We start from the raw sequence: 18,980 nt of genomic DNA, 5'->3' as shown, positions 1-18,980 counted from the left end.
TTATAAAAAAATAGATATTTTTGCTGGAAAAGATATATAGTTGAAATATATATACATACTTTACGGAATACCCGGCCAGAACCATACATATATTATTGAGCATGTGGGTGCTTTGTATGCGAATGGGATAATGGATTGATAGCAAGATAGGCAGGTGCAAAATATGTGTGACGGAAAAGTACATTACGATTTTATGGATCTCCCGCTGCAGTTCCATCTTTTTAATGCGGTAATTGGTAGGGACGGGATACTGAAAAGCATTACCCCGAATATGCAGGCCGTTACCGGATTTGATTTGGATGACTGGATTGGGAAACCTTATTCTTCCTTTATCCATCAAGACGACATTGGCAAATTAACGGGTCTTTTACATAAAAATGAAGAAGAAATGGGCATGGTGATGTACAGGCTGAAAACGAAAACCGACGATTATAAATGGGTGGAATCCACTTATGCGGTTTTCAAAGATTCAAATTTTGGCGGAACGCCCCATATCCATTTGTTGACGAAAGACATGACGATTGTGAAAGAACTGTATGATTATCTCATATCTTCGGAAAAGTTGTCGATGATCGGCCAGCTCGCGGCGGGCATCGCACATGAAATCCGGAATCCGCTCACTTCAATCAAAGGGTTTTTGCAGTTGATGCAGGCGGGGGTCATTGATACGAACCATTATCTTGATATTATGCAAAATGAAATAGAGCGCATCGAAATGATTTCGGGCGAACTGCTTTTTCTCGGCAGGCCTAAAAAATCGGAATTGAAGATCCACTGCATCCAAAAACTGCTGGAAGAAGTGTTGGTCTTAATGGAAACGCAATCGAACGATAAAAATATCCAGATCGAAACGATTTTTCCATCCCAGCCGGTCTACATCCGTTGTGACGATTCGAAAATGAAGCAGGTGTTTGTAAATTTAATCAAAAACGGCATGGAAGCGATGGAAAACGGGGGTACGCTGACCGTTGAGGTATCTGCGCTGCCCGAAAACTGTATCTGCATTTCGGTAAGGGATGAAGGCATAGGTATTCCACCTGAAAAAATCGGAAAAATCGGGCAGCCTTTTTATACGACAAAGGAGCGGGGAAACGGTTTGGGGCTGATGGTCTGTTACCAGATTGTCCAGGAACATCAGGGAAAGATTTCCGTCGAAAGCGAACTTGGCAAGGGCACGGTTTTTACCATTATGCTGCCGTGGGTAAAAGCGGGCGGGCTGTAGACGTTAAACGTTTTTGATGCCGGTAACTGCTTGCGGTAGAATAGGATAAGAAACGATAAAATGGGGGTTATCCAATTGGCACAAGAAACGATCCAACTGATTAAACAGCTTGTTGAAATCCCAAGCCCTTCAGGCAATACGGAAAAAGTGATCCGGTTTTGCGGACAATATTTAAGCGATTTGAATCTAGATATGAAAAGGAACCGGAAAGGCGGCCTGCTCATCACGATTCAAGGCAAGAACGGCACAAAACACCGCATGCTGACGGCGCATGTCGATACGCTCGGTGCGATGGTGAAAGAAATCAAAGCAGACGGCCGCCTGCGCTTGTCAATGATCGGCGGATACCGCTGGAATGCGGTCGAAGGCGAGTATTGCGAAATCGAAACGGTTTCCGGCAAAACGTATACGGGAACCATTTTGATGCACCAAACTTCCGTGCATGTGTATAAAGATGCGGGAAAACTGGAACGGAATGATGAAAATATGGAAGTCCGGATCGACGAAAAGACAACAAGCGCGCAAGAAACGCGGGCGCTGGGCATCTCAGAAGGCGATTTTGTGTCGTTTGACCCGCGCGCGGCGATTACGGAAAGTGGCTTTATCAAATCCCGCCATTTGGATGATAAAGCAAGCACCGGAATCCTTTTGAACCTGATCCGGAAAATCAGCGAAGAAAACATACAACTTCCTTACACGACGCATTTTTTGATTTCAAATAATGAAGAAATCGGGTACGGGGGAAATTCCAATATCACGCCCGAGACGGCGGAATATTTGGCCGTGGACATGGGTGCGCTAGGCGACGGACAGGCATCGGACGAGTATACAGTTTCAATTTGCGCAAAAGATGCAAGCGGCCCGTACCATTATGGATTGCGAAAACGGCTGGTGGAGCTTGCAAAACAAAATGGGGTTGCATATAAAGTGGATATCTATCCGTTTTACCAGTCGGATGCCTCGGCTGCTGTCAAGGCAGGGTTTGATTTGGCGCACGGGCTGATCGGGCCGGGTATCGATGCTTCCCATGCTTACGAGCGGACGCATATCACATCCATTGAGAATACGGAAAAACTGTTGTATGCTTATGTACAGTCTTCTATGATCGGATAATTTTGCAATATCTATTTACTTTGAATCCGCGCCTGTTGAAGTTTTAAGGCGGACAGCGGAAAAAGATTTACCGAAAAAGGTGATGCCGATGTAATAAGAAAAGCAGCGTACGAATTTAAGGCCCATTATACACAATTGAAAGGAATTGAAACATGGCAAGTTTTAAAGATGAAGTATTATCAAGAAGGACTTTCGCGATCATTTCCCATCCGGACGCCGGGAAAACGACGCTGACGGAGAAACTTCTCCTGTTTGGCGGGGCGATCCGCGCGGCCGGGACGGTCAAAGGCAAAAAAACCGGGAAATATGCGACTTCCGACTGGATGGAAATCGAGAAGCAGCGGGGCATTTCGGTCACGTCTTCCGTCATGCAGTTTGAATACGCCGGAAAAAGGATCAACATTTTGGATACGCCCGGCCACCAGGACTTCAGTGAAGATACGTACCGGACGCTGATGGCGGTCGACAGCGCCGTCATGATCATCGATGCCGCAAAAGGGATCGAGGCGCAGACCATTAAGCTGTTTAAAGTATGCCGGATGAGGGGCATTCCGATTTTTACGTTTATCAATAAGCTCGACCGGCAGGGGAGGCCGCCGCTCGAGCTCCTGGCCGAACTAGAAGAAGTGTTGGGCATCGAATCTTATCCGATGAACTGGCCGATCGGAATGGGAAAGGAATTTCTCGGCATTTACGACCGTTACCACCGCCGCATTGAGCAGTTCCGCGTCGATGAAGACGAGCGCTTCCTGCCGTTGAATGATGCGGGGGAAGTGGAAGGAGATGACCCAATCAAAGAAAATGCATTATATGACCAGGCATTGGAAGAAATTCTTTTGCTCAATGAAGCAGGTAATGAATTTTCGGAAGAACGGATTGCAAACGGCAAATTGACGCCAGTCTTTTTCGGCAGCGCCTTGACGAATTTCGGCGTCCAGACGTTTTTGGAGACGTATCTTCAATTTGCGCCTTCCCCCCAGGGCAGAATGTCGGATGCAGGGGTAATCGATCCGCTGAGCGAACAATTTTCCGGTTTTGTGTTTAAAATCCAGGCCAATATGAATCCGGCCCACCGCGACCGGATCGCATTTATCCGCGTCTGCTCCGGAAAATTCGAGCGCGGCATGTCGGTAACGCTGGCGCGAACCGGAAAGCAGATGAAACTTTCGCAATCGACCCAATTTTTGGCGGATGACAGAAGCACGGTGGATGAGGCGGTCAGCGGCGATATTATCGGCCTGTATGATACCGGCACTTACCAGATCGGCGATACGATCTACTCCGGAAAACAGCCGGTCCAATTTGAAAAGCTGCCGCAATTTACGCCGGAACTGTTTGTGAAAGTTTCTGCGAAAAACGTGATGAAGCAGAAAAGCTTCCATAAAGGGATCAACCAGCTTGTCCAGGAAGGCGCCATCCAGCTGTACCGCACCTGGCACACGGAAGATTATATTTTGGGGGCGGTCGGGCAGTTGCAGTTCGAAGTGTTCGAGCACCGCATGAAAAATGAATATAATTCGGATGTTGTCATGGAATCGATCGGTTCGAAAATTCCGCGCTGGATTTATGAAGACGCGGTGGATGAATCGCTTTCAAGTTCGCGCAGCCTGCTTGTAAAAGACCGGTTCGGAAAACCTTTGTTTTTATTTGAAAATGATTTTGCACTGCGTTGGTTCAGCGACAAGCACCCGGAAATCAAACTGTATAACCCGATGGAATAAGGAAAAACACCGCACGGCAAATCAATGCTGGACGGTGTTTTTTTTGCTTAAACCGGGGCACGATAAAGAATGGGCAAGGAAAACCACGCAGCATGCAAAAAAGGTAGGAAGGAAGTTTATAATGGTAAACAAAATCTGGACATTGGTTATATAAAGGCAGACGCATGAAAAAAGTAGCGCCATTGGAGGCCATTCTTTGGAGCATTGCCTTGCCGGGTTTTGCGCAGCTGTTGGCCGGCAGCTATATAAAAGGCATCCTGTTTATTTTTTTAGAGTTTATCATCAATGTGAACAGCCGCTTTAATGAAGCCATCATGCTCAGTTTTTTAGGAAAAACAGCCGAGGCCGGCGAAACGGTCGATTACGGATGGCTGATGTTCTATCCGTGTTTATATTTTTTCGCGATGTGGGATGCCTATAAAACAAGTTGGAGCAATCCCCCGAAGCACAGCTATCTTCCTTTTGCGTTTGCTGCCTATTTTGTGACGCTTGGATTAATGGTCTCGCCTGCCGCCGTGTTCTGGCATAAACCGGTCGGACCGGTATTTTTTCCAATGATGTTCGCAATCCCGGGGCTTTTAATAGGCGGTGTCATCCGTAAAATTGTGCAGAAAAAAAGCCGGTAAAGACATGATTGGAAAAATAACTGTTGACGGAAATGAAAAAAATCTTTATAATCAAAACAACAAAATACTTTTGGCAGTTGTCAAAGGGGAGTAGCGTTAAGTGTGTGTAGCACACTTAAAACAAAGTCGTCATTACATGATCCGCTGAACGGTGTCATCGGCTTTGTTGGCATTGTCCGAATGTCCAGCAAGACCTTTGCCTATATAGGCAAAGGTCTTGCTTTTTGTCTTATAGGAAAATTGTCAAAAGTGGCATAAATCTAATAACGCCGCAAAGCGATTAGATCCGGCATGCCGCTTTTTCTTCCATTAAGGCTATGCGGATTTAGGGCGCTGCCGGCAAAGGGAGGACTGTTTGAATGGATATGTCAATGCTGTTGGAGTATGGGTGGGTGCTGCTCGTATTGGTCGGGCTTGAAGGGATATTGGCCGCCGACAATGCGGTTGTGATGGCCGTAATGGTTAAGCATCTCCCGCAGAAACAGCAAAAAAAATCACTTTTTTACGGGCTTTTGGGTGCGTTTATTTTCCGGTTTACAGCCTTGTTCCTCATCTCGTTTCTCGCCGGTATTTGGCAGATCCAGGCGGTCGGCGCAGCTTATTTATTCTTCATTATGATCCACTATTATATGAAAAAACGCCAAAAAACTGAACCAAAGGCAACGGCTGCCAAAAGCAAGCCTGCTTCTTTTTGGATGACCGTTTTAAAAGTGGAATTGGCCGACATTGCCTTTGCCATTGATTCAATGCTTGCGGCGGTGGCTTTGGCCGTTACGCTGCGCCCGGCCGGCTGGTTTACGATCGGCGGGATCGACGGCGGACAGTTTATCGTCATGTTTTTAGGGGGTGCCATCGGTCTTGTCCTGATCCGTTTTGCCGCCAACCAGTTTGTCCGCCTGCTGAAGAAATATCCGGGCCTTGAAGACGCCGCATTCCTGATTGTAGGCTGGGTCGGCGTCAAATTACTCGTTTTTACGCTGTCCCATCCGGGCGTCGGGCTTTTGGATGAGCATTTTCCGGAATCAGCCGCGTGGAAGCTTGTGTTTTGGACGGTCATGCTTGCGATTGTGGCGGGCGGCTATTTCATCTCTATCCGGAAAGATGCCGGCGTCGCTAAAAAGAGCGAGCGGAATCTTCCCCGCGTAAACAGCAAAGCAGGAGAAAAAAAGCATTTGAATAAATAAAGGCTTGCCTGCGCTTATTTCAAACTTATTACGGAAAGTGCAGGCAATTTTTCCGTGAAATCAAACCGTAATCCGATCGCAACCTCTGTGTTGCATGCAGATGGTACAATGTGGCATGGAACAGGGGGTGACCGAATGGCAATGGCGGTTGCGCAGGCGGAACGGAACAAGCCGCTTGAAGATTTGGTGCGGCGCGTGCAGCAGGGCGACCGGAACATGGCGGATTTTTTGCTGCAGAATTACCAGCCGTTTATTAAAAAAACAGTCGCAAAAGTGTGCAAACGGTATATTGACCATAAAGATGATGAATTCAGCATCGGACTGATGGCATTTCACGATAGCATGATGAAATACGACAACAAAAAAGGTGCTTCGTTACTGCCTTTTGCGGAAGTGATGATCAAGAGGAAGGTAATCGACTACATCCGCCAGGTGTCCAAACATAAGGCAGCAAGCTTGGATGTTTATGGGACAGATGAGGATGAAACCGCCATTTCCCTTCATATTGAGCAATCTGCCTCGATTGCAAAATATCGGCAGAAATTGGAGGAAGAAAGCAGGAAAGCGGAAATTTTGCGGTTTGCATCTGTTTTACATACATACGGCATTCGGTTTGAAGACCTGATCAGGCAGGGGCCGAAACATAGGGATGCCAAGCTGCATGCTTTAAAAGCAGCGAAAGTGCTTTATGAAGATAAGGAGCTGCTTTCGGTGCTGGACAAAAAACGGCGGATTCCGCTGAAACAGCTGGAAGAAAAAGTTGAAGTCAGCCGCAAAACACTGGAACGGAACCGGAAGTACATCATTGCGCTCGTGCTGATCATGAACGGTGACTTCCATTTTTTAAAAGAATATGTAAAATGAAACGGCAAAGCAGGGTACTAAAGAATGCCTGCTTTGCCGTTTCATTTATTCGCCCTTTTGCCCTGAAAGATGGGCCTGGGCCTGCCGGACGAGCCGTTTTGTAATTTCGCCGCCCACCGAGCCGTTTGCACGCGACACGGTATCGGATCCGAGCTGTACGCCGAATTCCTGGGCGATTTCGTATTTTACCTGGTCCAAATATTCTTCGATGCCTGGAATTAATAATTTATTGCTGATTCTAGCCATATCCATTCTCCTTTTTTGTTTTTTGCTCTGTAAATGGAGCGGAATTACGCGGAATGTTTGCTTCGGAAAGCGCGAGGATTCCGCTGCAGAGCTTTGTTTAATGGTTAGTATTGGCGCAAGTTTATCAAATATGATTGGAAACACTTGTATCCATCCCGAAACAATTCAGCCCGCTGCATACAGATATTACAGCTTTTAAACCGGGAAGGGAAGGGGATGCTAAAAACGCAAGGATTTCCATACGGGGGGAAGGAAAATGTCAAAACGGAAAGCGGTATTTGATGCAGCTGTGAAAAATAATCAAACCCCAAAGGAGAATTTGGCGGAAACGGAATTTTCCGCTGAATTTGCCCGCGGTGAAGAAGCAATCAAAGGCGCCAACCGAAATTCGAAAAAAGGCCGGCAGGGGAGATAGTCATGAAGCGCCGAAAAGAACATTTCCGTGAAGAGGCGGCGCTGGAATTCGGTGATATCAATGCCGGGAAAATATACGAAATCATGGCGGAATCAGCTGCGGGCCGGGACAAAAAACAACACCGCAGAAGAAAGTAAAAAGGTAGCTGAATAGTTACTCAAGAAAACCGCCTCCATTCAATGTTTGCTAGACATTTATATTATAATGGAAAAGGCGGTTTTTTGCATTTTCTCTGTATATGACTCGTTGATGATTTGCGAAATTCACGAGACTCCTGCGGGAAAAGCGAGCAAGAAGAGACCCAGTGTGCTTGAGGGACGAGAGAGGAGGATCACGACGCGTGCGGAAAGCGAGTGAATTTCGCGATCATCAACAATCTCTAATAACTTTTACTTTGCATGAAAAAGGGGTGTCCCTAAGTCAGTTAACCGACTTTTGGGACAGCCCCTTTTTGTCTGCCCTTTGGGACTTTCCTCATGAAAATTTGCAACTCGAAGCAGGAGATTCCTGTTATTTAACGAAATAACTCCATATACACACTTATTTCGCCAACCGTTTTTGACAAATAATTACATAACTGCAACTGCTTTGCCATGGCAGTACTTGTTCTTGATTGCGGCGGAAGCTTTCTGCTGATGCGCTTCTTGATATTGCCGGATTCAGGGCCCCGATATGCCTGGATGGCAGCAGCGGCTTTTCCGCATGGGCATATCCCATTGGTTAGGAGGCTGTGCTTTTCTTTTTGGTTGAACTCGTTTCGCAGAAAGAGAAGGAAATATGGGATCATGCTTCTTAAGATGAAGGGGAGAATAAATTTGGGAACTAATCGTTTTATTTTAAGAAAACAGGAAGATTTTCACCGGAATAAAAAAGAGGGAATTGTGCTAAAAGATAATGAACAGCTGTACCGGACCCTTTTTTTGGAAGCAATTGATGCGATCGTGTTTTGGGACCGCAGCGGACGGATTTTATTGGCAAATGAGGCAGCATTAAAAATTTTTGAATGTACAATGGAAGAATTTATGGGAAAAAAGCTGTGGGATTTTGTTTATTTGGAAAACGGGCAGAACTGCCAATGGCTGGACAAACTTAATCAAACAAAAGCTGTCCGGGATGAGCTGCTGTTTAAAATGCCGAACGGGCAGCTGAAACATTTGGAGTTTACTTCGAAGTATATGAGCGCTGAAAAATACCATATAACGATCTTCCGTAATGTCAGCGACCGGTACCAGATGGAACAGACTTTACACGACAGCGAGGAGCGCTTCCGGAAAGTGTTTGAAGGGTCATTCGACGGCATGGTGTTATGGAACTGGGATTTTAAAATTTTGGATATCAACCCTGTTGCCGCCGAATATTTTGGATGTCGGCGAGAAGAAGTGATCGGGAAAACGTTGCACGCTTTATTACATACAGATGATGATGAAAAAATACAAAAAGATTTCCTCAGACATCTTTTTAAATTAAAAGAAAACGGGGTGGCAGACTATTTGATTACCGTGCCGAGGACCAATTATACCAAATACTATGAAATTATATCAAAAGGCAATTTAACATCCAATATGAATTTAACGGTCATCAGGGACATTACCGAAAAAAGGGCAATGCAGGAGCAGCTCCGGAAATCGGACACGCTAAACATTGTCGGGGAGCTGGCGGCGGGGATCGCCCATGAGATCCGCAATCCGATGACGGCCTTGAAAGGATTTATCCAATTGCTGCAAAGCAGCATGAAAGAAGAGGAACATTCTTTGTATTTTAATGTGATTACGTCGGAACTGGCGCGGATTGAATCAATTATTACCGAATTTTTGGTGCTGGCCAAACCGCAGGCCACTCAGTTCCAAAACCACGATATCCGGAAAATTATGAGCGATACGATTGATCTCTTGAATGCGCAGGCGCTCATGCATAATATCCAAATTTCATGTCATTTCCATGAGCCGTTGCCCGATGTTTACTGTGAAGGCAATCAAATTAAGCAGGTTTTTATCAACATTATTAAAAATGCGATAGAAGTGATGCCGAACGGGGGAAATATCGGGATCAAAATCCAATATGAAAAAGGGAAGCAGCTGATCCACACAAGCATCCGGGATGAAGGGGAAGGAATCCCTGAAGATAAAATCGAGAAGCTCGGGGAGCCGTTTTACACGACAAAAGAAAGGGGCACTGGACTTGGGCTGATGATCAGTTATAAAATTATCAAAGAGCATAAAGGAATGATCGATGTAGAAAGCAAAGTGGGGGAAGGCACAACATTCCATATTTTTCTTCCCACACAGAACGGTTAGGTGATGAAAAATGGCTTTCACATGGATGGAGAGCCCCATCGGCCCTTTAACAGTATGGGCAAATGAGGAAGGGGTAACAGCCATCGATTTCGGCCGTGCAGAAGGCAATCCGGATCCCGGGCATCCGGTCCTTTCACAGGCCGTCCGCGAGTTGGAAGAGTATTTCGCAAGGAAAAGGAAGGCCTTTGATGTGCCGGTTTGCGTTGAAGGGACGGCTTTTCAAATGGCTGTCTGGAAGGAACTGCAAAAAATCCCATACGGGGAAACGCGGTCGTATTCGGATATTGCAAAAGCAATCGGCAGGCCGAAAGCGGTGCGGGCGGTCGGACAGGCCAACCGAAAAAATCAAATACCGGTTATTATCCCATGCCACCGTGTGATAGGAAAAGACAGGTCGCTGACCGGCTATGCCGGAAAGCAGCTGGACAAAAAGGAAATCCTTTTGCGGCTGGAAGGGTGTTTATGCTGAAGGGGCTTCCAAAAATCCGGTGTGGACGGATTTTTGGAAGCTTTTTTAATACAATTAGTAAAAATCCGGCATCCGGTCGGAAAAAACAGGGATTATGCTGCGCGCTTCATCCACGGCGGCCAAATCGATTTCAGCAGTCACGAGCTGTTCCCTTTCCCTGCCTTCGCTTAAAATGTCCCCCCCCACGGGCCGATGATCATCGAATGCCCGGCGAAAGTATTGGCAGGGTCATTTCCGGCCCGGTTGCAGGCAATCACAAAAACTGGTTTTCAATGGCGCGTGCCATACATAAGGTACGCCAGTGGTCGAGCCGTGTAAGCGGCCATTCAGCCGGCACAAACAGCGTTTTTGCACCGCGTAAAGCAATTTTACGGACCCATTCAGGAAAGCGGATATCATAACAAGATAACGCCCGCGAATGTTCCGCCGCCGAGTGTAAACAGGCCGTCGCTTGCCCCTGGTGCAAAATAACGGTGCTCATCCATCAATTGAAACTGTACGGTATGCTGCATTTGCCGTCCTTTTCGGCAATCAGCAAAGTATTATAATATTTTCCGTCTGAGAGATGCACGGCGTAACCTTTTTCCAGTTCATCCAGGCGGGTAAGGTCATAACCGGTGGTCCACTGTTCGGGCAGAACGGCCAGATCGCAGCCGTAAGCCGCTGCCTTTTCAATCCATTTTTCCGCTGTATTAAAATTTTTTTCAGGATCCCCATAGGCAATATCCATTTGAATGCAGGCAATTTTCCTTTTCATCCGATTTGTGTCTCCTTTTCTCCGTGTTTTTACTTTACTGCCTGTCTTTTAAATGCTGCTTTACTTTTGGACGGAAAAGCCATCCGGCCGCTTTTGCCAGCAAATATTGATTCATGATCCGTCTCACCTTTCTCAGGAGTTTTTTGTTATTTTTCCTTGGCATACCCCAAAAAAACATAATGCTGTCAAAAGCCGTTGATTTTCAGAAAGGAACGAAAAGATATGGTGAAAATTTTGTCTAATATTGCGAATCTATTTACATTTACGTCAAGACCTGCGATAATGCTTTAGTAATGGTTTGAAATCCGGAAAATCAACAGGACTTCCGGCGTTTTCCATGTGTAGAATCTCACACATTTTTTGGGAATCTGCTTTGCATGGGGGACAACAGAAACCAAATCAGCGAAAAATAGAAGGCAAAAGGAGAATTTGAAAGTGGACAAGAATTGGTTGGAGGAGAACAAGTATCTGTTACGTATTCAGAAAAAACGCCAGGAAATGATGAAACTTGGAAAAGAATTGGGGCTTACCCATGAGAAAACGGTGCAGTGCAGCCAACAGCTCGATGCGCTCATGAACGAGTATGAAGCATACCGCAAGCAGCACAGCACCCTTTCTTCCGAGATGGTCATCATCAGGGAAATGTCGTTTATTTTATATGAAAAAGTGCAACGGCCGAATTTGGTTGAAGCACGGAAAGAACATAAAAAAATGCAGCTTGTTTAATGTGAACCTGGAAACTGCTTCTGATTGCTCATCCTGATCCCACCTTTTAAATCCAAATCATTAGACAACGCCTGCATATCACGGGCGGCGTGTAAGCTGAGTAACCCATGCATTGCCAATGTGCCAATTTCCAAATATAATGGTGTAAAAAGGAAAAAAGGATTCGATACTATGGGAAATGACATGGAGCTGTCATTAAAATTATTTGTCGTTTTGTCAAAAGCTTCACGCGCCATTAAAGAATACACCAATACATTTATACAAAAACAGGGGGTTAATCCTACTGAATTTGCGGTTCTTGAGCTTTTGTACCATAAAGGGGATCAGCCGCTGCAGCAGATTGGCGGAAAAATTCTGTTGGCAAGCGGAAGCATCACTTATGTGGTGGATAAGCTTGAAAAAAAAGGCTATTTAGAAAGGATTTCCTGCCCGAATGACCGCCGTATTACGTACGCGCATATTACGGACCGGGGCAGGGCCTTTATTGAATCGGTTTTTCCCGAACATAAAAGGCGGATCCACTCGATTATGTCGATTTTAAGCGACGATGAGAAACGTACTGCCATTGATTTGATCAAAAAAGCTGGAAAGAATATTCCTGATTGAATATTCTTTCCGGCTTTTTTTGTATATAGATTTCCAATAAAAAAAGAAGGGAAGATGTTTTCTAAAATAAAATGATTCTGAAAATTATTTTAGTAAAGTATGTTGTGATATAATGTGCATATATTTATACCACTTGGGGGATTTGGCGTGAAAGACAAGCCACAGTTGAAAAAGACCATCGGATTTTTTGTTGCCACTTCAATTGTCATCGGCTCGCTGATCGAATCCGGCATTTTTATGAAACCAGGCATCATTCTTTCTTCTGCCGGAAATTCAGCAATGGCGATGCTGGCATGGGTCATCGGCGGTGTGATCACGCTGGCGGGCGGCTTAACGATTGCCGAAGTGAGCGTGAAAATTCCGCGGACAGGGGGATTGTACGCATATCTGGAAACCGTGTATGGAAAAGTTTGGGACTTTTTATGCGGATGGAACCAGTCGCTGATTTACGGGCCTGCGGTTATCGGTGCGCTCGGAATGTATTTCGGTTCGATCCTTGCCAATTTTTTCGGTTCCGTCCAAAATAACAAAGTGTGGATCGGCATTTTGACCGTACTCTTTTTAACAACGATGAACCTGCTTGGTACGAAATTCGGCGGTTTTATCCAGATTATGTTTATCGTCGGAAAATTGATCCCGATTTTTATGATTGCCTTTTTCGGTTTATGAAAAAGGGACGCGCAATTTTTTCCCATCCGAGCGGGATGGCAGCCGCACATTTGAGCATGGGTGCCGCGCCCTTACTGTGATCGGGTTTCCGGTTTACAAGCTGATGCAGCGGGGGGGTTGAAGAGCCTTCCCCGGTGAAAGAACATTGGTAATCATGGTCATTTTTTCTTTGCAACAGGAATCCGGTGGCAAGGTAAATTTTTTGACGATCATAGCGGACCGGGTATCCGCCGCGGAAGAATCAGCGAAAAAGGCAGAGAAATCGGCGGGTACGCATCCAGTATCAGCGGTGCGGTGCAAAAAATCGGCGGAAAGGATGAGAAAATCAGCGAACCGCCAAAAAAGTAGAAAAAAATAATGCCTATAAGAGGTTTGCAGGAAAATAGTGGGGAACTGGTTCGTTACGGTTGCCGCAAATTTGTCGTGAATCAAAGAATCAGCAAATATGGCAGAGAAATCGGCGGGTACGCATCTAGTATCAGCGGAAAGCAGAGAGAAATCAGCGGTACTCCGCAATGATACACCAGCGGGTATCTTCCGGTATATAAAAAACCGGCATGCAAAAGCGCTGCATGCCGGTAGAGTCCGCCATTATTTCGCAGCAATGGCAATTTCGCCGCCGCGGACTTCCGCTTTTAAGTTTTTCACTTCCGGATGGTCGAGAATAAAGTCGGCAATCCGGTCTTCCACTTTTTCCTGGATGACACGGCGGATCGGGCGTGCGCCAAATGCCGGGTCATAACCGAGGTCAGCGATTTTTTCTTTTGCTTCTTCCGATACTTCAAGCGTAATCGCTTGTTCTTTCAACATTTCACTCAATTCGCCGAGCATCAAATCCACAATTTTGATCAAATGTTCTTTTTCAAGCGATTTGAATTCAATGATGCTGTCAAAACGGTTCAAAAATTCCGGTTTGAAGAATTCGCCGAGAGAGTCGAGGATATTCGATTCTTTGATCGCTTCGCTCTTCGCAAATCCTACTTCTTTATGCTTAAATTGGGTGCCTGCGTTGCTTGTCATAATAATGACGGTATCTTTGAAGCTGACCGTTCTGCCCTGCGCATCGGTCAAGCGACCGTCGTCCAAAATTTGTAGGAACATGTTCAAAACATCCGGGTGCGCCTTTTCAATTTCGTCCAGCAAAATGATGCTGTACGGGTTGTGGCGCACTTTCTCCGTCAATTGCCCCGCATCTTCGTAACCGACGTATCCGGCAGGGGCACCGATCAATTTCGAAACGCTGTGTTTTTCCATGTATTCGCTCATGTCGAGGCGGATCATCGCATCTTTCGTGCCGAACAATTGTTCCGCCAAACGTTTTGTCAATTCCGTTTTCCCGACGCCGGTAGGGCCGACAAACAGGAAGGAACCGATCGGGCGGTTTTTCGCTTTCAGGCCGGCGCGTGAACGGCGGATCGCTTTCGCAACTTTCTTGACCGCTTCTTCCTGGCCGATCACTTTTGCAGCCAGGTTTTCTTCAAGATGCTGTAATTTTTGCGCTTCATCCGCTTCGAGTTTGCCGACAGGAATGCCCGTTTTCTTTTCAACGATTTCCTGGATTTGCACAACATCCACTACCGGTTTTGAAGCTTCTTGGCCTGATGCAGCCATTTCCTGCAGTTTCTCTTCTTCTTTTTTCAGTTCAGCTGCTTTTTCATAATCTTCTTTCGCGAGCGCAGCCTGTTTTTCCTGCGCAATTTCCGCGAGCCGTTTTTGGATATCTTCTTTGCTTGGCACGGTGATTGTCAAGTTCAATTTCGAGCCCGCTTCATCCATTAAGTCGATCGCTTTATCCGGCAAGAAGCGGTCTTGGATATATCGGTGCGACAAGTTTACGCAAGCTTCGATCGCTTCATCGGTATAAGTGACGTGATGGTATTTTTCATACCGGTCTTTTAAGCCGCGCAAAATCATGACTGTTTCATTGAGGCCCGGCTCATTGACTTGGACCGGTTGGAAACGCCGTTCAAGTGCAGCGTCTTTTTCGATTTGCCGGTACTCTTTCAAAGTCGTCGCCCCGATGACTTGGATTTCGCCGCGGGCAAGCGCCGGTTTTAAAATATTGCCTGCGTCCATCGAACCTTCAGCAGAACCAGCGCCAACGAGCAGATGGATCTCATCGATAAAGATGAGCACATTTTTTTGCTGTTCAAGTGCAGCAATCAATTTTTTCATCCGTTCTTCAAATTGGCCGCGGATGCCGGTATTGGCGACAAGGGATGCAACATCAAGCAAATAAACTTCTTTATTGCGCAATTTTGCAGGAACCTGTTTTTCAACGATTTTTAAAGCAAGTCCTTCTGCGATCGCAGTTTTCCCGACGCCAGGTTCACCGATTAAGACCGGATTGTTTTTATTGCGGCGATTTAAAATTTCGATTACGCGCGCAATTTCTTCGTCGCGCCCGATGACAGGGTCGATCTGGCCGGCTCTTGCAGCGGCCGTCAAGTTGCGGCCGAATTGGTCAAGAAATCCGTTGCCGCCGCCCTGCGTTTGGGTTTGCACGGTTTGTTTTGCGCCGTTCGGCTGGAATCCGTTCACATTCATTTGGTTAAAGAGATCATTGAAGTCGCCAAAGCCTCCAAAACCTCCGAAATTTCCAAATCCGTTATTCATAAACATACCTCCCCAGCTGTTTTCAAATTTTGCACGTTCTTTTTGGTAGCAAGACTGGCATAAGTTTAATGTTTTTTGATTTCCGTTCACATTTATATGCATTCCGATCGTTGCTTCGTTTTGATGGCATTTGTCGCAAAGCATCAAACATTCCTCCCTTTGATCGGTTTGATTTTGACTATCTTTGACTAATTTAATTGAAAAACAGATCAAAGTGATTTGACTTACTTTGACCTTTATTGCAAAAGTATAAATCAAAGTTTCACAAGATGCAATTGATTTGCTTCCGTGCACTTTGTTTGACCATCTTTGACCTTTACAGCTTAATTATAGAACAAAGTGATGTCGGATGCAAGATTTTTGCAATTACACATCAGCTTTGCCTTTTTATCTTTGACCATCTTTGACCTTTGCAACGACATTATATACCAAAGTTTTCGAAAACGCAAGTCATTCGCATCACCTTGGTTTGATTAATTTTAACCTTGGCTATAGTATACGGCAATGTTTTTCGGTTGTAAAGTGTTTTTTTGACTTTTTTTGACCAATTTTTCAGGCGGGCGGAACCCGATTTATCTGGGCTATTTTGATACCGATATACATAGGATAGTAGTGGGGCCCGTCCGCGGCTTTCCGTAAAATGTTTTTCATTAAAAGGGGTGCAGGTGTTGAAGCAATGGGCCGGGGCTGTGCAAATTGCGGCTGTCTATATCGGGACGGTCATCGGGGCCGGATTTGCGACAGGAAAAGAAATTGCGGAGTTTTTTACGCGTTTCGGATTATATGGGTTATTTGCCATTTGCTTTTCGGGGCTTTTGTTTATTGTGTTCGGTACAAAAATGATGGAAATCGCGATTGATTTAAGAGCAGACTCCTATGAAGAATTGAACCATTATTTATTTGGAAAAACGTTTGCCGGCGGCGTGAACTTTTTGATGATGGCCATGCTTATTGGCGTGTGCGGGGTCATGCTGTCGGGTGCAGGCGCCGTATTTCAGGAACAGCTTCATCTCAGCCGGATTACCGGCATTTCGCTCACCATCATTCTCACTTTTGCTGTCATGTGCACCGGGACGAAGGGCCTCCTCGGCGTGAATACGTTTGTCGTGCCGTTGATGATTGCGTTTAATCTGCTGCTGATGTCGCAGTCCGTCCGGGCAGAAGGATTTTTCGAATCTTTTGCGGCGCGGCCGGAAACCGGGCAGATTCCACACGCGATCCTCCGTGCATTATCCTATGCGGCTTTTAATCTCGCGCTTGCGCAGGCGGTGCTCGTTCCGCTTGCGGCAGAAGTAAAGGATAAAAGCATTGTCCGGGCCGGCGGAATATTGGGTGGGTTGTTTTTAATGCTCATCCTGATCTCGAGCCATTTGTCGCTGATAATGCTGCCGGATGTTTCGACTGTGGAAATCCCAATGGCGCATATTGTCAAAATGAGTTTCCCGGCAATTTATTCTATTTATGTGGTACTTATTTTCGGGGAGATTTTTACTTCGATCATCGGTGATGTGTACGGGCTTGAAAAACAGCTGCAAAAATACATGCCAATGAAAAGCGGGCGGATGTTTGCCCTGATTTTGGCTGCCATTGCCATGATCAGCTTTATGCATTACGGGGCGCTGCTGTCTTTTTTATATCCTTTATTTGGGTACTTCAGCCTTCTTTTTATCGTTATGCTTGGATATAAAACCATCCGGAACTAGCCGTGGCGATTTGCAAACTTTTCCATAGGTTATGTTCGTGATCAATGTTGGTGATCGCGAAATCCGCTTCGCTCATAATGCGCCGCGGGCTTCCCCGCCTGATACCCCAGCACGAGGTTTCTCTTCTTCCCCGCTTATCCCGCTGGAATCTCAGAAACAAGCGATCTCAGCAATAAAATTTAACAGAGCCTTTCCGTAAAAAAGCTGCCGCCCTGATTAATAAATTGGCAGGAAGACGACAAGCAGTAAATCAAAAGTAAGATGCGATAAAATTTGGATGGTCAGACTCCGTTTTTTTGCATAAAGCAAACCCCAAAAAACGGATCCGACAAATGCGGCAATAGCCATAATCTTTAAACTGCAGTATAGATAAACGGAAGTATTTAAAACAGCGGCGATGAGGATCGCATATTTGGGTTCCGCCTTTTTCATGAGCCGTGCCTGGACAAATGAGCGCCAGAAAATTTCTTCTCCGGGGACCAAAATGAAAACCAGCGCAAGGTAATGCCAGATCGTATCGGGGGAGAACCGCCTGTATGCCAGTACGACTTCCCTGTCAAGCCCGCCAGGCAACAGCCCCAGCACTGCATTGCCAAGCCTAAAAACGATATATAAAAGTAAACCGGAAAGGATTCCGTACATGAACAATTGGAGATAGGAAAGCTTTTCATGTTTTTCCGATTTCCCTAGAAAAACAGCATAACTGACCAAAAACAGCATTGCGCCCGAGTACAAATACCAAAAAACAGAAAGATCCTGAAAAGTAATATATAAAAGGAGATGGGCGATAATGATACTTCCCAGGAGCTTTGTATCAATCATGTTTTTTGTCACCGATAAAGCTCTCCTTTCTTAGGCTGAAAAAGAAACACCGGCTGAAAAAGGCCGTTTGTCCGGGAGACAGTCCAATGTAAAATACCAAACCTTATTTTATCAAAGAAGCGGAGAAAAAGGTATCTGGTAAAATGGCGAAAAATAATGTTAAAAATTTCACAAAATTAACAAGAAACTGTGGGAGAGTGGCTTTGGGCACCATAAAAAAGAAACTGGCGGTCGCTTCCAGTTTCTTTTCAGGTGGGGCTGATGGAGCGATTTATTCATTTAAAGCGGACTGGATAATATGGTAATTTTTATGGTTTACCACTGTTTTTTCTTCCAGCTCAAGATTTTTAAAGTTCTCCATGTACGTTAAATCGACGATGACAGAATTTTCATTTACCTTTTCAACAATGCCCTGGAGTCCGTTTTTAAATTCGATGATGTCGCCAACCTGTGCTTTTTTCAATTGAGATTCCCCCAATAGTGAAATTATTGTTACCAGTTTGCACTATTTTTCAGAAAAGTTCAAGATAAAAAATATGAAAATGAAAATTCGTTGTCTATTTTTCTAGGGGAAAAGAGAATTTGTATGGTGAGGCAGTTCTTCCGGCCAGAAAGAAATAGAGGGAATGGCAGCGAAAATGTGCTAAAATACCGCTTGGGGTGATGGATATGACGGAAGAGGAAATCAAGAACGCAATCAACCGGCTGCGCAATAGGGAAATTGAAGAATTATACGTAAAGCACGAAGATTTTATGGCGTTTCGGGAAGTGCTCGTCGTCCAGGACGATTTTAAGCATTTTAAGGGGATTGCCCAGCACGGCGGAAATGTGGTTTACCGGTATTTGGATACGCCGCGAAGTTGATTTTGCTTTATGTTTGAATAAAATCGCGCAAAGTTAAGCAAAATGAAGTTAACTCAGATGATT

Annotated in this window: 19 protein-coding genes and 1 pseudogene; 15 read left to right on the top strand and 5 right to left on the bottom strand. The window is 45.4% G+C overall.

Annotation, left to right across the window (positions count from 1 at the left end; genetic code table 11):
- Window positions 1-163 precede the first annotated feature (163 nt).
- The 6 genes from BpJC4_RS13000 (at window position 164) to sigI (ending at window position 6,730) form a co-directional block, all read left to right on the top strand.
- Window positions 164-1,222 carry an ATP-binding protein gene (locus tag BpJC4_RS13000; RefSeq protein WP_151681424.1) on the top strand — a complete coding sequence of 353 codons (1,059 nt, stop codon included), beginning with the start codon at window positions 164-166 and terminating at the stop codon, window positions 1,220-1,222.
- A 75-nt stretch (window positions 1,223-1,297) separates the two neighbouring features.
- Complete coding sequence (locus tag BpJC4_RS12995; RefSeq protein ID WP_371862191.1) at window positions 1,298-2,335, top strand: M42 family metallopeptidase; 1,038 nt, start codon at window positions 1,298-1,300, stop codon at window positions 2,333-2,335.
- Window positions 2,336-2,487: 152 nt separating this feature from the next.
- A complete protein-coding gene (locus tag BpJC4_RS12990; RefSeq protein WP_151681422.1) occupies window positions 2,488-4,056 on the top strand; it encodes a peptide chain release factor 3 in 1,569 nt (522 codons plus the stop codon).
- Between the two features lie 164 nt (window positions 4,057-4,220).
- The gene (locus tag BpJC4_RS12985; protein WP_151681421.1) at window positions 4,221-4,682 is read left to right on the top strand and encodes a hypothetical protein; all 462 of its coding nucleotides are present in this window, start codon (window positions 4,221-4,223) and stop codon (window positions 4,680-4,682) included.
- A 359-nt stretch (window positions 4,683-5,041) separates the two neighbouring features.
- On the top strand, window positions 5,042-5,866 hold the full coding sequence (locus tag BpJC4_RS12980; protein WP_151681420.1) for a TerC family protein: 825 nt from the start codon (window positions 5,042-5,044) through the stop codon (window positions 5,864-5,866).
- A gap of 135 nt (window positions 5,867-6,001) precedes the next feature.
- Entirely contained in the window at window positions 6,002-6,730 is a 729-nt protein-coding gene (gene sigI, locus BpJC4_RS12975; RefSeq protein ID WP_151681419.1) for an RNA polymerase sigma-I factor, read from the top strand.
- 45 nt (window positions 6,731-6,775) lie between these two features.
- Here sigI and BpJC4_RS12970 read toward each other — a convergent pair whose 3' ends face one another.
- Window positions 6,776-6,976, bottom strand: a complete 201-nt coding sequence (locus BpJC4_RS12970) for an alpha/beta-type small acid-soluble spore protein (RefSeq protein ID WP_151681418.1) — start codon at window positions 6,974-6,976, stop codon at window positions 6,776-6,778.
- Window positions 6,977-7,232: 256 nt separating this feature from the next.
- On the opposite strand from BpJC4_RS12970, the gene ykzP reads away from it, so the two are divergent.
- The 4 genes from ykzP (at window position 7,233) to BpJC4_RS12960 (ending at window position 10,154) form a co-directional block, all read left to right on the top strand.
- On the top strand, window positions 7,233-7,391 hold the full coding sequence (ykzP, locus tag BpJC4_RS16200; protein ID WP_172967577.1) for a protein YkzP: 159 nt from the start codon (window positions 7,233-7,235) through the stop codon (window positions 7,389-7,391).
- 2 nt (window positions 7,392-7,393) lie between these two features.
- Window positions 7,394-7,528, top strand: coding sequence for a protein YkzE (gene ykzE / locus BpJC4_RS16860; protein ID WP_259370070.1), 135 nt, complete (start codon window positions 7,394-7,396; stop codon window positions 7,526-7,528).
- A gap of 678 nt (window positions 7,529-8,206) precedes the next feature.
- Complete coding sequence (locus BpJC4_RS12965; protein WP_253724321.1) at window positions 8,207-9,685, top strand: PAS domain-containing sensor histidine kinase; 1,479 nt, start codon at window positions 8,207-8,209, stop codon at window positions 9,683-9,685.
- A gap of 10 nt (window positions 9,686-9,695) precedes the next feature.
- Window positions 9,696-10,154 carry a methylated-DNA--[protein]-cysteine S-methyltransferase gene (locus BpJC4_RS12960; protein ID WP_151681417.1) on the top strand — a complete coding sequence of 153 codons (459 nt, stop codon included), beginning with the start codon at window positions 9,696-9,698 and terminating at the stop codon, window positions 10,152-10,154.
- A 54-nt stretch (window positions 10,155-10,208) separates the two neighbouring features.
- Here BpJC4_RS12960 and BpJC4_RS12955 read toward each other — a convergent pair.
- Window positions 10,209-10,911: pseudogene (locus BpJC4_RS12955) on the bottom strand (carbon-nitrogen family hydrolase).
- 435 nt (window positions 10,912-11,346) lie between these two features.
- On the opposite strand from BpJC4_RS12955, the gene BpJC4_RS12950 reads away from it, so the two are divergent.
- The 3 genes from BpJC4_RS12950 (at window position 11,347) to BpJC4_RS12940 (ending at window position 12,912) form a co-directional block, all read left to right on the top strand.
- On the top strand, window positions 11,347-11,637 hold the full coding sequence (locus BpJC4_RS12950; protein WP_151681416.1) for an aspartyl-phosphate phosphatase Spo0E family protein: 291 nt from the start codon (window positions 11,347-11,349) through the stop codon (window positions 11,635-11,637).
- A gap of 171 nt (window positions 11,638-11,808) precedes the next feature.
- The gene (locus BpJC4_RS12945; RefSeq protein ID WP_151681415.1) at window positions 11,809-12,243 is read left to right on the top strand and encodes a MarR family winged helix-turn-helix transcriptional regulator; all 435 of its coding nucleotides are present in this window, start codon (window positions 11,809-11,811) and stop codon (window positions 12,241-12,243) included.
- Window positions 12,244-12,390: 147 nt separating this feature from the next.
- On the top strand, window positions 12,391-12,912 hold the full coding sequence (locus tag BpJC4_RS12940; RefSeq protein WP_151697998.1) for an amino acid permease: 522 nt from the start codon (window positions 12,391-12,393) through the stop codon (window positions 12,910-12,912).
- Between the two features lie 591 nt (window positions 12,913-13,503).
- Here BpJC4_RS12940 and BpJC4_RS12935 read toward each other — a convergent pair.
- Window positions 13,504-15,672 carry an ATP-dependent Clp protease ATP-binding subunit gene (locus BpJC4_RS12935; protein WP_151681414.1) on the bottom strand — a complete coding sequence of 723 codons (2,169 nt, stop codon included), beginning with the start codon at window positions 15,670-15,672 and terminating at the stop codon, window positions 13,504-13,506.
- Window positions 15,673-16,196: 524 nt separating this feature from the next.
- Here BpJC4_RS12935 and BpJC4_RS12930 point away from each other — a divergent pair.
- A complete protein-coding gene (locus BpJC4_RS12930; protein WP_151681413.1) occupies window positions 16,197-17,231 on the top strand; it encodes a YkvI family membrane protein in 1,035 nt (344 codons plus the stop codon).
- 216 nt (window positions 17,232-17,447) lie between these two features.
- Here the strand turns inward: BpJC4_RS12930 and BpJC4_RS12925 are convergent, their stop codons facing one another.
- A complete protein-coding gene (locus BpJC4_RS12925; protein WP_151681412.1) occupies window positions 17,448-18,065 on the bottom strand; it encodes a CPBP family intramembrane glutamic endopeptidase in 618 nt (205 codons plus the stop codon).
- Window positions 18,066-18,324: 259 nt separating this feature from the next.
- Complete coding sequence (locus BpJC4_RS12920) at window positions 18,325-18,516, bottom strand: YkvS family protein (RefSeq protein ID WP_151697997.1); 192 nt, start codon at window positions 18,514-18,516, stop codon at window positions 18,325-18,327.
- A 206-nt stretch (window positions 18,517-18,722) separates the two neighbouring features.
- Here BpJC4_RS12920 and ykzS point away from each other — a divergent pair, with 206 nt between their 5' ends.
- Complete coding sequence (gene ykzS / locus BpJC4_RS12915) at window positions 18,723-18,917, top strand: protein YkzS (protein ID WP_151681410.1); 195 nt, start codon at window positions 18,723-18,725, stop codon at window positions 18,915-18,917.
- Window positions 18,918-18,980: the final 63 nt, after the last annotated feature.

This window comes from Weizmannia acidilactici, from assembly GCF_008974185.1.
Taxonomy (GTDB): domain Bacteria; phylum Bacillota; class Bacilli; order Bacillales; family Bacillaceae_C; genus Weizmannia; species Weizmannia acidilactici.
This window is presented reverse-complemented; position numbering and strand designations above follow the sequence as displayed.

Excerpts from the sequence above, each read along its gene's own strand:
- ykzE (WP_259370070.1), top strand. The coding sequence starts at position 7,394 with ATGAAGCGCCGAAAAGAACATTTCCGTGAAGAGGCGGCGCTGGAATTC.
- BpJC4_RS12945 (WP_151681415.1), top strand. The coding sequence starts at position 11,809 with ATGGGAAATGACATGGAGCTGTCATTAAAATTATTTGTCGTTTTGTCA.
- ykzS (WP_151681410.1), top strand. The coding sequence starts at position 18,723 with ATGACGGAAGAGGAAATCAAGAACGCAATCAACCGGCTGCGCAATAGG.
- BpJC4_RS12990 (WP_151681422.1), top strand. The coding sequence starts at position 2,488 with ATGGCAAGTTTTAAAGATGAAGTATTATCAAGAAGGACTTTCGCGATC.
- BpJC4_RS12960 (WP_151681417.1), top strand. The coding sequence starts at position 9,696 with ATGGCTTTCACATGGATGGAGAGCCCCATCGGCCCTTTAACAGTATGG.
- sigI (WP_151681419.1), top strand. The coding sequence starts at position 6,002 with ATGGCAATGGCGGTTGCGCAGGCGGAACGGAACAAGCCGCTTGAAGAT.
- BpJC4_RS12985 (WP_151681421.1), top strand. The coding sequence starts at position 4,221 with ATGAAAAAAGTAGCGCCATTGGAGGCCATTCTTTGGAGCATTGCCTTG.
- BpJC4_RS12980 (WP_151681420.1), top strand. The coding sequence starts at position 5,042 with ATGGATATGTCAATGCTGTTGGAGTATGGGTGGGTGCTGCTCGTATTG.
- BpJC4_RS12970 (WP_151681418.1), bottom strand. The coding sequence starts at position 6,976 with ATGGCTAGAATCAGCAATAAATTATTAATTCCAGGCATCGAAGAATAT.
- BpJC4_RS13000 (WP_151681424.1), top strand. The coding sequence starts at position 164 with ATGTGTGACGGAAAAGTACATTACGATTTTATGGATCTCCCGCTGCAG.
- BpJC4_RS12935 (WP_151681414.1), bottom strand. The coding sequence starts at position 15,672 with ATGCTTTGCGACAAATGCCATCAAAACGAAGCAACGATCGGAATGCAT.
- ykzP (WP_172967577.1), top strand. The coding sequence starts at position 7,233 with ATGTCAAAACGGAAAGCGGTATTTGATGCAGCTGTGAAAAATAATCAA.